The sequence below is a fragment of the Sphingomonas sp. Root710 genome, assembly GCF_001429065.1.
Lineage (GTDB): Bacteria > Pseudomonadota > Alphaproteobacteria > Sphingomonadales > Sphingomonadaceae > Rhizorhabdus.
This window is the reverse complement of record NZ_LMIB01000017.1, coordinates 14651-27956: the sequence shown is the minus strand read 5'-3', so window position 1 is coordinate 27956 and position 13306 is coordinate 14651. Positions and strand designations below refer to the sequence as shown.

The following is a 13306-nucleotide window of genomic DNA, read 5'->3' as shown; positions in this document are numbered from 1 at the left end:
GACAGCTCACGGGCTGAACGGACAGCTCAATCGCACGCCTTGTGGAGCAGCCAGGCCAGCCACGCCGCGCCGATGCTTGCCACCGCGACCATCAATAGCGTTTCGGCGACCGACACGCCGCCATGGACCATGGCAGCCAGCAGCAGCGTGGCGCCGACCATCGCGCCCGAATTGACGATGTTGTTCGCCGCCACGGTACGCGCGGTCTGCGACTTTGCGACGGTGGTGGTCAGGAAGGCATAGAGCGGCACGACGAACATGCCCCCGGCGATCGCGATCCCCAGCAGGTCGACCAGCACGCGATAAGCACCGGGCAGGTTCAGGAAGGCATCGAGCGTCTCGAGCGCACCTTCCGGCGCCGGCCAATAATGCGCAGTCCACCACAGATCGCAGACGAAGGCCCCCATCACCAGCGCGGCGACGGGCGAGCAGCGCGCCGACACCGCGCCCTGGAGGATGCGGTTGACCGCGACCGAACCGATGGCGACCCCGACCGAGAAGACCGCCAGGAACAGCGTCGCCACCGCCTGATTCGCGCCCAGCACATTCTTGACCAGCGGCGGGAACTGCGCGGCGAGGATCGCGCCCTGCGCCCAGAAGAAGCTGATCGCCAGGATCGCCAGGAACAGCCGGCGGACATGCATGGTGTCCGACACCAGCTTGATCGACGAACGGATGATGTGAAAGTCGACCCCGGCGTCCTGCACCAGCGGCGGCGCTGGAGGCACCTGACGCCCCGACAGCCAGCCCGCGAAGGCGACGAGCAACACCCCGATCGCGGCATGTTCGGAGGTGATGATGCCGCCCGCGATGGTGCCGGCGAGGATCGCGATATAGGTGCCCGCCTCCACCAGCCCGGTACCGGGCAACACCTGATCCTCCTCGAGATGCTGGGGCAGGATCGCATATTTGATCGGGCCGAAGAAGGTCGAGTGGGCGCCCATCGACAGAAGGGCGAGCAGCATCAGCGGCACATTGTGCAGGAATAGTCCCGTCGCGCCCACGACCATGATCGCGATTTCCGCGGTCTTCACGATCCGGATGATCTGCGCCTTGTCATGGCAATCGGCAAGCTGGCCCGACAGTGCGGAGAACAGGAAGAAAGGCAGGATGAACAGCCCGCCCGCTACAGCTGAGAAAGCAGCCTCCTGCGCCGGATCGTTGTAGATGCGGTAGATGACCAGCATGATCATCGCGGTGCGGAACAGATTGTCGTTGAAGGCCCCCAGGAACTGGGTGACGAACAGCGGCAGGAACCGGCGCTTGGCGAGAAGCCGGAAGGACGGGGTCATGCGGGATTTTGCGCCTTATTGGATCGTTATCGGCATCACTCGGGCGTCCCCATAGCCGATAGCGGCGACGAGGTCCAAGCCGATAACGACTGCCGGTGGCGGTTATGTGACGACCGCTGGCTGCGGCGCGCGTGCCCCACTGGACGGCGCGCTCTGATCGCGACACTATCTGCGCGACAGAGACGATCGGGGATCGGAAGGCATGAGACTGCACCGGCGGGAGCTGCTCGCGCTGCTCCCTGCGCTGGCGATGGCCACGCGGGCGGGCGCGCAGGGCGCGGGGATTCCCGAACAAGCCGGGTTCCAGGCGCAGCTCGCGCCCTTCTGGGACCAGCTCGCCATGCTGCCCAGCATCCGCCAGCCCGCGCGGGACAGGGCCTCGGCCGGCATATGCTATATGTTCACCAACAAGGACTGCGCCGTCTGTCAGGTGGTCCATCAGGAATATCCGGAGGGCTTTCGCCAGCTGGAGATGCGCTACGTCATCTACCCTTGGCCAGGCGAACCCTATCGCGAGCTCAATTACATGTATCGCCCGGAAACGACGCTTGCCGAATATCAGACCTATATGGCCCATAAGCTGACCGCGACGACCAGCTCGGACAGCGGTGCGCAGGCGGACCTGATCACCGCGGTCGCGTCGGACATGGCCGCTCAGCTGGTCGAAGGTGGCGGCTTCGGAACGCCCTTCTTCTTCCATGCGGTCGAAGAAGGCACTCCGGGCAAGCTGGTCTACAGCGCGGGCGACATCGTCGCGATGGGCCCGCTGCTCGACCGGTCGGCCTAGCCGTTATTCTGCCGCTTCGGCGGTGTCGGGCACGCGCACCTCACCCTCATCCTCACCATCCCAATAATGAACGCGTTCGGCGCGGACATGGATCATCACCAGCCGGGGCGTGTCGATCCCCTGAGGGAACCAGCGGTCGAGGTCCTTGGTCCAATGCTCCTCGAACCGCGCCTTGTCATGGACAAGATCCGCGGTGCCCTCCACCGCGACGAAGAAAGGCTTGGCATGGAGGATGCCCGACTTGCCCTGGAAACTGAGGCCGACATGACGATCGGCCTGGATGTCGGCGACCATCAGCGCGTCCTCATAGGTGAAATAATAGCTGTCGCCGTCATAATCGACCTGACGGTTGTTGCTCATCGGCCGCGCGCCGATCGCGCCGCCCGCCGTGCGCGTCGACAACATGGTGAAATCGATGTCGCGCATCTTTTCGGCCAGCTCGGCCAAGGTCCGGTCGCTCATGTCGCTCTCCTCTGCTGCTGAGGAGGAGAACGCCGCCCCTGGCCGATCGGTCCGCTCGTTACGGCGGCGCGGTCAGAGCAGCGCCGGTGCCGCGGGCTCCAACGCGGGGAGCGACCAGTCGATCGGCGTCAGTCCCTTCGATTCCAGAAAGGCATTGGCCTTGGAGAAGTGCTTGCATCCGAAGAAACCGCTATGCGCGGAGAGCGGCGAAGGATGCGGAGCCTTCAGGACGAGATGATGACCGCCCTTGTCGATCGAGTCGACGAACGCCGCCTTTTTCTGGGCATAGCTGCCCCATAGCATGAACACGACCGGATCGGCCTTGGCATTGACCAGCCGGATGATCGCGTCGGTGAACTTTTCCCAGCCGCGCTCGCGGTGCGAAGCGGCCAGCCCCATCTCCACGGTCAGCACGCTGTTGAGGAGGAGCACACCCTGCTGCGCCCAATGTTCCAGGAAACCGTGGCCCGGGCGCGGCAGGCCCAGATCGCTGTTCAGCTCCTTGTAAATATTGACCAGGCTGGGCGGCGGCGGGACGCCGGGCCGCACGCTGAAGCACAGCCCGTGCGCCTGCCCCAGGCCATGATAGGGATCCTGCCCCAGGATGACGACGCGGACCTTGTCGAGCGGGGTCAGGTCGAGCGCGCGGAACCACTCACTCGCCGCCGGAAAGATGCGCTTGCCGCTGGCGCGCTCGCCCGAGAGGAAGGTCTTGAGCGCGGCCATGTAGGGCGCGGCGAATTCGCCCTCCAGCGGGGTTTTCCAGCTATCGTGGAGCTTGATGTCGGCCATGCGCGATGTGTGGCGCAGGATCCCGCCACAAACAACCGTCATCCCAGCGAAGCTGGGATCTCTTTGCCTTATCCCACCAAAGAAAACTGATATCCCAGCTTCGCCGGGATGACAAAACCAGTGTCAGATCAGCAGCCGCTCGATCGCCTGCGCCAGCGCGACATAGAGCTTGCCCATATCCGACGACAGCATCGTCACCGCCAGCGCACCGCCGTCGCGGCTGCCGAGGACGCGTTTCAGCAGGCCTTCGAAATCGTGGATATAGCGGTTCACATGCTCGCGAAACTCGACATTGCCGTCGTAGAGGCCGGTGATCCGCGCGGCTTCCTCGGTCCTGAGCAGGCGGACGGCGGCGCGCGTGAAAGCGCCATGATCGCCATGCAGATAGGCTTTCCACGCGCCATCTGGCACGTCGTGCGACAGCAGCTTGGTGACGTCGATCGCCGCCGAATTGAGATGCTCGACGAGGATCGCGACCTCGCGGCTGACCTCTTCCTGGCCCTGCTTCTCCTGCCGGGCATGCGCCTCGGCGATTCGCTTCTCCATCCCGGCGGTCGCCTCCGCCACCGACAGCATCTGGCGCAACAGCCGTTCGCTCGCCTGGTTGGCGGCGGCCACCGCGGCCTCCGCGGTGTCGGAGATCAGGTGGATGCGCTGGGTGATCTGGTCGCCGAAGGCGCGCTCGATCGCTTCCGCGCCGCTGCGCGCCAGCTTGTCGCTGGCGTCGGGGATGATCGATTCGAGCGCCGCCCGCGCACCGCGCGCCGCCTCGCCCGCGGTCTCGCGGATCTTCAGGATCGCGTCGATCAGCTTGCCGCCCGACAGGTCGGACAGCGCGCGCATGTTCGCCTCGCTCTCGCCGATCAGCCGCGCCAGTTCGTTGCTATGATCGCGCAGCGCCTCGAGTCGCGCGTTCGCCTCTTCGGCGAAGGCGTCGGACAATTGCCGCTGGCGTTCGAGCATGTTGTCGCCCTCGGCCGCGATATCCGCCATGCGCCGCGCCGCCTGGTCGCCCAACCCTGCGATGGCGTCGCGCTGCCGGTCGATCATCATGTCGGCTGAGCTCAGCCGGTCGGTGGCGCGCTCGACAGTCGCGGCGAGCTGCTCGGCCTGTGCGGTGATCGCGCGCATCGCCATATCGCCGCGGGCTGCCTCGCCCTCGACGCGCTGCATCGTTTGCGGCAGGTCGCGCTCGACATTGGCGATGATCGAATCGAAGGCGATGCGCAGGCCGTTGGCACGGTCGGTGAGCGTGCGTGCGCCCGCCATGCTGTTGCTGACGGCGGAGCCAAGGCTCTCGACATGGTCGCTCAGCGCCACGATCACCTCCGCCAGGTCGGCGGTCTGTTCGGCGCCGGTCGCGCCCAGCGCCTCGAACCGGCCCTCGATCGCGCCCAGCGCATGTTCGAGATTGGCGACGAGGCGGCGGGCATCCTCATCCTGCTGAACGAGCTGCGCCGACAGGCCGTTGGCGAGACGGCTCATTTCCGACAGGCGCTCCGCGATCGAGGCGGCGGCGGCGGTGCCCGCCTCGTCGAGCGCGGCGCGGCCATGCTCAATCATCGCCGCCATCGCCTCGCGCTGCAGGTCGAGGCTGGTACGGCTCTGGTCGAGTGCGGCGGCCGCGCGGTCGAGCGTGGCGTCGACGGCGGCGCCCAGTCCGGTCGCGGCCTCGTCGATCGTCCGCGCCGTGCGCTCGGTGCGGGTTTCGATCTTGCCGATCTGGGTCGCGAGCCGTCCCGAAGCCGTGCCGATCAGTTCGTCGGCCTCATGGCTGCGCGCGATGATGGCGCTCAGCGCCTCCGACAGACCCTCGGCATGCTCGCGGGCGCTGCTGCCGATCGACTTGATCAGTTCGTTGACCTCGCCGACCATATCGAGCGACCGGGGCAGGTCCTGCATCAGCCCGCTCATGTCGGCGCGGGCAACCCCGGCGGCGTTGTGGAGCAACGTGGTCTGGCGCGAGAGCAGGTCCGTCTCGTCACGCATGTCCATGCTGATCTGCTGGAGCTTTTCGGCGGCGCGATTGCCTTCTTCGAGCAGGGCCCGGCTATGGGCGGCCAGGTCGCTGCGGCGGCTGTCGAGCGCCGCGGACACGCGGGCGACGGCCTCCTCGAGGCGCCGGCTCTCTATCCGCATCGACAGCGCCGTCTCTCCGAAGCGGCGCACCTCGCCCCGGGTGCCGCGCTGAATCAGCATGTAGATGATGCCGAGCAAGGCGAGCGGTCCGCTGGCCAGCGCGACGCTGCTGGCGATCGCGGCGACGTCGAATCCCGTCGGAGCGACTCCGCCAATCCACAGCGCTACCCAGCCCGCCGCCATCATGCCGAACAACGCGCCGACCGCGACATCCCCCGCGCGGCGGCGCGGCATCGAAGACACCGGCTCGGCCAAGGCCGCCAGATCCGTCGGCACGGCATCGGACAGCAGCAGCTCCTCACCGTCGCGGGAGGCTTTTTCCTCTGATGTTTCAGAGGTTTCGCTGTCGGCGGCAGCGGCTCTAACGGCGTCCGCCTCGGCCCCCGTAGCCGCACGCCAGCGATCCAGTGGATGCGGTGCCTTCCCCATGGATCGCGATCCTACAGGAATCGCGAATCGAGCGATAGTCTCGGCTAACGAAATCTTTACCTGCGCAGGGCCTTATCGGGGCATGTCCTTCGAACCCGCCACGCTCGATCATCTGCTTGCCGAAGCCGTCGGCGCCGACAGCGCCGTTGCGAGCGAATTGCGCGCCCTGTTCCTCGCCTCGGCGACAATGCACGTCGCCGCGCTTTCGCAGACGCAGGCGGTTTCCGTCTGGCGCGAAGAGGCGCTCAAGCTTCAGGGGCTGGCCGCCAGTTTCGGCATGAGCATGCTGATGGACGCCGCCGCCCGCGCGGCGCAGGCCGGACCCGATCCGCTGCTGCTGGACCTTGTCGCCGACGCGCTGGCAGCCTGCCGCTAAACGCCTGTTTTCCCTTCGCCTCGCGGAGCGGAAGCCAAATCCCGAACCGCCCCAAATCCGTACAGGCGCGGCGGGATTCCCGCTTTGCCGAATCGCCCCGCAACGCCTATCTCTGTAGGATTGCCCAGGGGGAGTCAGACGTGCCGCTCGCCGCGCTTGTTGCCGCGCAGGAACAGACCGATATCGGCGACGGATTGCGCGCTACCCTGCCGCTCGCCGGGCGCACGCTGATCGAATATCAGGCCGGGCTGGCGATGGCGGCAGGAGCAGAGCATGCCGTCATCCTGGTCGAGCGGGTCCCCGCCGCGCTGGCGCAGGCGGTCGACCGGTTGCGGCGCGAGGGTCTGCGCGTCGAGATCGCGCGCAGCGTGACCGACGCACTCGACCGTTTCCATCCCCAGGAACGCATCATCCTGATAGCGGACGGCGCTGTCGCGGCGCAGGGGGCGGTCGATGCGCTGGCGGCGGCAGGATCACCCGCGCTGCTCGCCTTGCCCGATGTCGAGGACCATGCCGATTTCGAACGGATCGACGCAGCGGACCGCTGGGCCGGCTTTGCGTTGCTCGACAAGCCTGCCTTCGAGGCGACTGCGCAGATGCTCGGCGACTGGGACCTGACCTCGACGCTGTTGCGCCGGCTGGTGCAGGCGGACGCGGCGAGGATCAGCGCGATCGATCCCGACGGCGACCAGGAGCTGCCCCGGCCCGTGCTGACGACCGGCCCCGCCGCGATCAGCGCGATCGAAGCCGGGCTGTTGCGGCGGGCCCAGCCCGACGAAGGCAATTGGACCGAACATGCACTGCACCGCCTGTTTGCAGGGCCGCTGGTGCCACTGTTGATCGCGCGGCGGATCGATCAAAATCATGTCGCCCTCGGCGCGGCCGCGCTCGCCTGGATCGCCGCATTGTTCGCCGCGCTCGGCCTGTACTGGGCCGCCGTCCTGCTCCTGCCCGTTGCCGCCGCCGGCGCTTCGGCGGCGCGGCGGATGGCGCGGATTTGGAGCAGGACGGCGCCACCGCCCCGCCTGACCGACCTTGCCCGCCATGCTGCCGCCCTCGCGGCACTGATCCTGCTCGGCCGGACGCTGGCAGCCGAAGGCGGCTGGGGCTGGTGGACGATCACGGTGCTGGTCCCGGCGGGGCTGTGCGGCGCCGCCGCGCTGACGCCAATCGTGTCGGCATTGCGGGCGCAGCCCGCGCCGCGCTGGCTGGCCAATGCCGATGCGCTGGCGTGGACCGCACCGCTGCTTGCAATAGTGGGCGGCTGGCGATGGATGGTGGCGGCGCTGGCCGGGTACGCGATGATTTCCTTCACGGAGCGGTTCTCCGCAGCGTGGAAGGCGGCACGAACAGGTGAGAGTTGAGGGTTTAGCTTCGATTTAACGACAACGGCCTATGACCTGAACATGATGGAGCTGGACGAAGAACGGCTGGACGGCATGCGGCCCGCGGCAGCGCGGTGGCTGAGCGATGCCGCGCGCGCTCTCGACGGCATCGAAAGCCGCATCGACCGCGCCGCCAGCGACCTGTTCCATAACGACGCCTTCGCCTTGTCCGACCAGCACCGCGCCCAGATAACCCAGCTCATGCGCGCGCTGATCGGCGCGATCGAGGATGAGCTGCGCATCCATATCGGTCATGCACTGCCCGCCGATGCCAGTCCGGAGCTCGTCGCCGCGCTGGGTGCGGCGCGGGTGCCGATCGCGCTGCCCTTGCTTGAGCGCACCCAGTTGCTGCGCGATCCCGATCTCGTCTCTGCGATGCTGCGCCGGGTCGACGAGCATCGGCTGGCGATCATCCTGGGACGCGATTCGCCCTATCATGTCGCGGACCTTGCCCAGCGGCTGCTCGATCTCGGCGACGACGCGGTGGCCGAGGGGGTGATGGCACTGCTGATCGCCGAGAGCCGCCGCTACGATCAGTTCGGCGATCCCGCGCTCGCCCGCACCGATCTGCCTCCCGGCCCCCATCGCCGTCTGCTCTGGGCGGTGGCGGCGGCGCTGCGCCATTATCTCGTCCGCCAGCACGCCCTTCCCGACACCCAGGCGGACCTGCTGATCGCTGGCGCGGCGCGCAATCTGCTCGCCGAACATGAGGACGCCGACACGCTGGAGGGCCGAGCCGATGCCCTCGCCGCGCTCCTCGCCGAGCGCGAGCTGATCGACGACGCGCTGCTCACCGCCGCCCTGGAGGAGGGCTGGCTGGCCTTGTTCACCGCCGCGCTGGCGCAGCGGGCGTCGATGGATTCGCCCGGCGTCTGGTCGATGGTCGCCGACCCCTCGGGGATGATGCTGAGCACGCTGCTGCGCGCGATCGACTGCGGGCGCGAGGCGGCGGTGACGATGCTGTGGCGGATCGGATCGGCCGAGGGCGCGAGCGAGGAGACGCTGGTCGAACGCGCCAACGCCTTCGACTCGCTGAACGTGCATGACGCCGCCGAGGCGGTGCTGATCTGGCGGCTCGACCCCAATTATCGCCGCGCGGTGATCGAGATCGGCGAGAATCCAGCCGCCCGCGGAGCAAAGCGCCGATGAACGCCTCCGCCGGCGTCCGGCCCGTCCATGGGAAAGTCGACGAGCAGGGTCGCCTGGTCGAGGCCGATCCACCGCTGCTGCGGCTGCAGGAACGCGCGGGCGGCGTTCGCGGCGGCGCGCTCGCGGTGCCGCAACTCGCCTCGCTGGCGCGGCTCACCCGGCGGCTGGGGATCAGCATCTCGCGCCGCGTCGTCGCGGCCAATGGTGAACAGGACGTCGATCTGTGGGTACAGGTCAAGCCCGAGGGTCCCTGCGTCGAGCTGGCCATCACCGGCTGGCAGGACATCGCCCCCGCCCCGCCGCAGCCGGGGCAGGACGCGTTGCGCTGGCGCGATTTCAGCCGGGCGAGTGCCGACTGGATCATCGAGACCGATGCGATGCTGCGGATCACCCAGCCACCCGCCAACATGCCCGCAGCGATAGGCCTGCCGATCGAGGCGTTGTTCGCGCTGACCTGCGACGAGGCGGGCGTCAGCCGCATCGCCGAGGCCGCGCGCACCGCCGACCGCTTCGAGGACGACAGCGCGACCTTCCTGCTCGGTTCGGGCGTACCGGTGCGGCTGGCCGGCGTTCCGCTGATCGATGGAATCGGCCATCTTGCGGGCTATCAGCTGCTGATCAGCCGCCGCGACCCCCTGATCCAGGGCCGAGGCTGGACCCCGCCGCCGCCGCCACTCGACGAAGCCTTCGGCAGCCAGCTCGGCCGGGCGATGCGTGAGCCGCTCGACCGGATCATCGCCAATGCCGACATCATCCAGGAGCGCAGCGAGGGCCCGGTCCGGCGCGACTATGCGGCCTATGCGGAGGATATCGCGGGCGCGGGCCGGCACCTGCTCGCGCTGGTCGAGGACCTGGTCGATCTCCAGACGATCGAACGCGCCGACTTCCGCCCCGAGATCGACATGGTCGACCTGACCGATACCGCGCTGCGGGCAGCCGGGCTGCTCGCGGTGCGCGCCTCGAACCATCATGTGTCGATCGATGGCCCGTTACCGGGCCGCGCGATTATGGCGCGCGGCGACTTCCGCCGCATCCTTCAGGTGCTGATCAACCTGCTGAGCAACGCGATCCGCCATTCGCCCGAAGGCGGCACCGTGTGGATCCGCTGCGAACGCGAGGGCGACATCGCGGCGATCATCGTCGCCGACGCAGGCGACGGCATCGCGCCCGAGGATCATGAGCGCATCTTCGACCGCTTCGAGCGGCTCGGCCTGCGCGACGGTACGGGTAGCGGTCTCGGCCTCTACATCTCCCGCCGCCTCGCCCGCGCGATGGGCGGCGACCTCGGCGTCGACAGCGCCCCGATGCACGGCGCGCGGTTTGTTTTTACTCTCCCTGCGGGAGAGTAGCCCTCAGACGCCGGGCGCGAGCTATCCGGCTCGCTTGGCTTCCTCGCATAAGCTCGGGCGCGCGTTCGCGCTTGCGGACGCTAACGCGTCCGACGCCGAGCTCATCGTGGGAGCCCGACAGGGCTCCGCAAGCGCGAAGCGCGCGCCGGACCCGGACGCAGTCCGGGGAGGATCGGAGCCGGTTCGCGGACTGCCCGGGGGCAGTCCGTAGGCGGAGATCGGTTCGCAAGGCGAGCCGCGGGGTCGCGGATGCGACCGCCGGCGCTTGAGGCCAAACAAAAAGGCCGGAGCTTTCGCCCCGGCCCTTCCGTTTTAAAAATCGTGAAGCTTAGCGCTTGGCAACCGGCACATAGTCGCGCGCGGCCGGGCCCATGTAGAGCTGGCGCGGACGGCCGATCTTCTGCTCGGGATCCGAGATCATCTCGTTCCACTGCGCGACCCAGCCGACCGTGCGGGCGAGCGCGAAGAGCACGGTGAACATCGTCGTCGGGAAGCCGATCGCCGACAGGATCACGCCCGAATAGAAGTCGACGTTCGGGTAGAGCTTCTTGTCGATGAAATACTGATCCTTGAGCGCGATCTGCTCGAGCTCGCGGGCGGTGTCGAGCACCGGATCATTGATGCCCAGCTTGTCGAGCACTTCGGTCGCGGCCTTGCCGAGCACCTTCGCGCGCGGGTCGAAATTCTTGTAGACGCGGTGGCCGAAGCCCATCAGGCGGAAGGGATCGTCCTTGTTCTTGGCGCGGGCGATATATTCCGGGATGCGATCCGGGGTGCCGATCTCGCGCAGCATGTTGAGCGCGGCTTCGTTCGCGCCGCCATGCGCCGGGCCCCACAGGCAGGCAATGCCCGCCGCGATGCAGGCGAAGGGGTTCGCGCCCGACGAACCGGCGAGACGCACGGTCGAGGTCGAGGCGTTCTGCTCATGGTCGGCATGGAGGATGAAGATCTTGTCCATCGCCGATTCGATCACCGGATCGATCTCATATTCCTCGGCCGGAACGCCGAAAGTCATGCGCAGGAAGTTGCCGGTGTAGCTGAGGTCGTTCTTCGGATAGAGGAAGGGCTGACCCACCGAATATTTATACGCCATCGCCGCGATCGTCGGCATCTTCGCGATCAGCCGGTGCGACGCGATCATGCGCTGCTTGGGATCGGTGATGTCGGTCGAGTCGTGGTAGAAGGCCGACAGCGCGCCGACGACGCCGCACATGATCGCCATCGGGTGCGCATCGCGGCGGAAACCGCGGTAGAAGGTCGCCAGCTGCTCGTGCAACATGGTGTGGCGGCTGATCGTGTAGGTGAAGTCCTCCAGCTCCTTCGCGCTCGGCAGTTCGCCGTTGAGCAGCAGATAGGAAACTTCCATGAAGCTCGACTGCTCGGCGAGCTGGTCGATCGGATAGCCGCGGTGGAGCAGGACGCCCTGGTCACCGTCGATATAGGTCAGCGCCGACTGGCACGAGGCGGTCGAGGTGAAGCCGGGATCGTAGGTGAACGCGCCGGTCGCGCCATAAAGCTTGCGGATGTCGATGACGTCGGGCCCGACCGTCCCCGACATGACTGGATATTCGGACGCCTTGCCGCCGAACTCGAGCTGAACCTTATCCGCCATGTCGCAATCTCCTGTAATGTCGCCCCTCGGCCGGTTGACCGGCACGTCACTTCACTTCAGCTGGTCCTCCAGCCGGCCCAGGCTCTCCTCTCGACCGAGAAGGACCAGGACATCGAAAATACCTGGGGAGGTAGCACGACCGGTAAGCGCCGCTCTCAACGGTTGCGCAACCTTGCCGAGGCCAATCCCCGCCTGTTCCGCCATCGCCTTGACCGCCGCTTCGAGCGCCGGCGCTGACCAGTCGCCGGTACCCGCAAGAACGTCACGAGCCTGAGCCAGCAGCGCCTTGCCGGGCTCGTCTAGCAGCGATGCGGCCTTCTCGTCCATATCGAGCGGGCGAGTGCGAAACAGAAAGCCTGCAGCATCCGTCAACTCATTGATATTCTTCGCTCTTATTTTGATAAAAGGAATGGTGCGGAGCAGTAGCGCATGGTCTTCCGAGTCGAATTCGCGAGCCGCCTGGGCCGCGACTCCGGGCGCGATCAGGCTCGCCAAGCGCGCATCGTCGGCCTCGCGCATATAATGGCCGTTGAGATTCTCGAGCTTCTTGAAATCGAAGCGTGACGGCGAACGGCCCACCCCGGCGAGATCGAACCATTCGATCGCCTGATCGCGGCTGATGATCTCGTCGTCGCCATGCCCCCAGCCGAGGCGGAGCAGATAGTTGTTCACCGCTTCGGCCAGCATGCCCATCTCGTCGCGATAGGCATCGACGCCAAGCGCGCCGTGGCGCTTGGAAAGCTTGGCCCCATCGGCGCCGTGGATCAGCGGAATATGCGCGTAGATCGGATCCGGCCAACCCATCGCACGGATGAGAGCAAGCTGGCGAAAGGCGTTGTTGAGATGATCGTCGCCGCGGATAACGTGCGTTACGCCCATGTCGTGATCGTCGACCACCACCGCCAGCATATAGGTCGGCGTGCCATCCGAGCGGAGCAGGATCATGTCGTCGAGCTCGGCATTCTGGACCGTGACTGGGCCCTGGACCTGATCGTCGATCGTCACCTCGCCCTCGCGCGGCGCCTTCAGGCGGATCACGAAGGGCGCGCCCGCCGGGGCCTCGGACGGATCGCGATCGCGCCAGCGGCCGTCATAGCGCAGCGGCTGCTTGGCGGCGCGCTGCTGCTCGCGCAGCTCCGCCAGTTCCTCGGGGGTCGCATAACAGCGATAGGCGTGGCCTTTCGCGAGCAGTTCGTGGGCGACGGCGGCATGGCGCTCGGCGCGGGCGAACTGGTAGACGACATCGCCGTCCCAGTTCAGATCGAGCCAGGTCATGCCGTCGAGGATCGCGTCGATCGCCGGCTGGGTGGAGCGGGCGCGGTCGGTATCCTCGATCCGCAACAGAAACTTGCCGCCATGGTGTCGCGCGAACAGCCAGTTGAACAGCGCGGTGCGCGCGCCGCCAATGTGGAGGTAGCCGGTCGGCGAAGGCGCGAACCGGGTGACGACAGTCTGCTTTTCGGTGCTTGCGCCCACGCGCTATTTCTCCAAGATCGGCGCGATGGCCAGCCAGGTCGACGCGCCCCCTAGCCCA

At 67.2% G+C, this 13306-nt stretch carries 11 protein-coding genes; 5 read left to right on the top strand and 6 right to left on the bottom strand.

All coding sequences use genetic code 11. The features are described 5' to 3' along the window. Positions 1 to 26 precede the first annotated feature (26 nt). Positions 27 to 1292 carry an MFS transporter gene (locus tag ASE00_RS19595; RefSeq protein WP_056383420.1) on the bottom strand — a complete coding sequence of 422 codons (1266 nt, stop codon included), beginning with the start codon at positions 1290 to 1292 and terminating at the stop codon, positions 27 to 29. 202 nt (positions 1293 to 1494) lie between these two features. On the opposite strand from ASE00_RS19595, the gene ASE00_RS19590 reads away from it, so the two are divergent. Further along, positions 1495 to 2079, top strand: coding sequence for a permease (locus ASE00_RS19590; protein ID WP_235538759.1), 585 nt, complete (start codon positions 1495 to 1497; stop codon positions 2077 to 2079). Between the two features lie 3 nt (positions 2080 to 2082). On the opposite strand, the gene ASE00_RS19585 is transcribed toward ASE00_RS19590, so the two are convergent. The 3 genes from ASE00_RS19585 to ASE00_RS19575 form a co-directional block, all read right to left on the bottom strand. Continuing rightward, on the bottom strand, positions 2083 to 2541 hold the full coding sequence (locus ASE00_RS19585) for a pyridoxamine 5'-phosphate oxidase family protein (protein WP_056383419.1): 459 nt from the start codon (positions 2539 to 2541) through the stop codon (positions 2083 to 2085). Between the two features lie 72 nt (positions 2542 to 2613). Continuing rightward, complete coding sequence (gene ung / locus ASE00_RS19580; protein WP_056383418.1) at positions 2614 to 3333, bottom strand: uracil-DNA glycosylase; 720 nt, start codon at positions 3331 to 3333, stop codon at positions 2614 to 2616. Between the two features lie 123 nt (positions 3334 to 3456). Beyond that, positions 3457 to 5901 carry a hypothetical protein gene (locus ASE00_RS19575; protein ID WP_056383417.1) on the bottom strand — a complete coding sequence of 815 codons (2445 nt, stop codon included), beginning with the start codon at positions 5899 to 5901 and terminating at the stop codon, positions 3457 to 3459. Between the two features lie 82 nt (positions 5902 to 5983). On the opposite strand from ASE00_RS19575, the gene ASE00_RS19570 reads away from it, so the two are divergent. The 4 genes from ASE00_RS19570 to ASE00_RS19555 all read left to right on the top strand — a co-directional run bounded on the left by ASE00_RS19570 (position 5984) and on the right by ASE00_RS19555 (position 10160). Next, the gene (locus ASE00_RS19570) at positions 5984 to 6277 is read left to right on the top strand and encodes a hypothetical protein (protein ID WP_056383416.1); all 294 of its coding nucleotides are present in this window, start codon (positions 5984 to 5986) and stop codon (positions 6275 to 6277) included. Between the two features lie 140 nt (positions 6278 to 6417). After that, positions 6418 to 7641, top strand: a complete 1224-nt coding sequence (locus ASE00_RS19565; protein WP_056383415.1) for a hypothetical protein — start codon at positions 6418 to 6420, stop codon at positions 7639 to 7641. A 42-nt stretch (positions 7642 to 7683) separates the two neighbouring features. Continuing rightward, positions 7684 to 8811, top strand: coding sequence for a DUF2336 domain-containing protein (locus tag ASE00_RS19560; RefSeq protein WP_056383414.1), 1128 nt, complete (start codon positions 7684 to 7686; stop codon positions 8809 to 8811). Next, positions 8808 to 10160 (top strand): sensor histidine kinase, encoded by a 1353-nt coding sequence (locus ASE00_RS19555; RefSeq protein ID WP_056383413.1) that lies wholly within the window; start codon positions 8808 to 8810, stop codon positions 10158 to 10160. Before ASE00_RS19560 ends, ASE00_RS19555 begins: the two co-directional genes overlap by 4 nt. Positions 10161 to 10488: 328 nt before the next feature. Here ASE00_RS19555 and ASE00_RS19550 read toward each other — a convergent pair whose 3' ends face one another. Beyond that, positions 10489 to 11772: a citrate synthase gene (locus tag ASE00_RS19550; RefSeq protein WP_056383412.1), complete on the bottom strand. Its 1284-nt coding sequence runs from the start codon at positions 11770 to 11772 to the stop codon at positions 10489 to 10491. A 51-nt stretch (positions 11773 to 11823) separates the two neighbouring features. Further along, positions 11824 to 13248 carry a glutamate--tRNA ligase gene (gltX, locus tag ASE00_RS19545; protein WP_056383411.1) on the bottom strand — a complete coding sequence of 475 codons (1425 nt, stop codon included), beginning with the start codon at positions 13246 to 13248 and terminating at the stop codon, positions 11824 to 11826. Between the last annotated feature and the right edge of the window lie 58 nt (positions 13249 to 13306).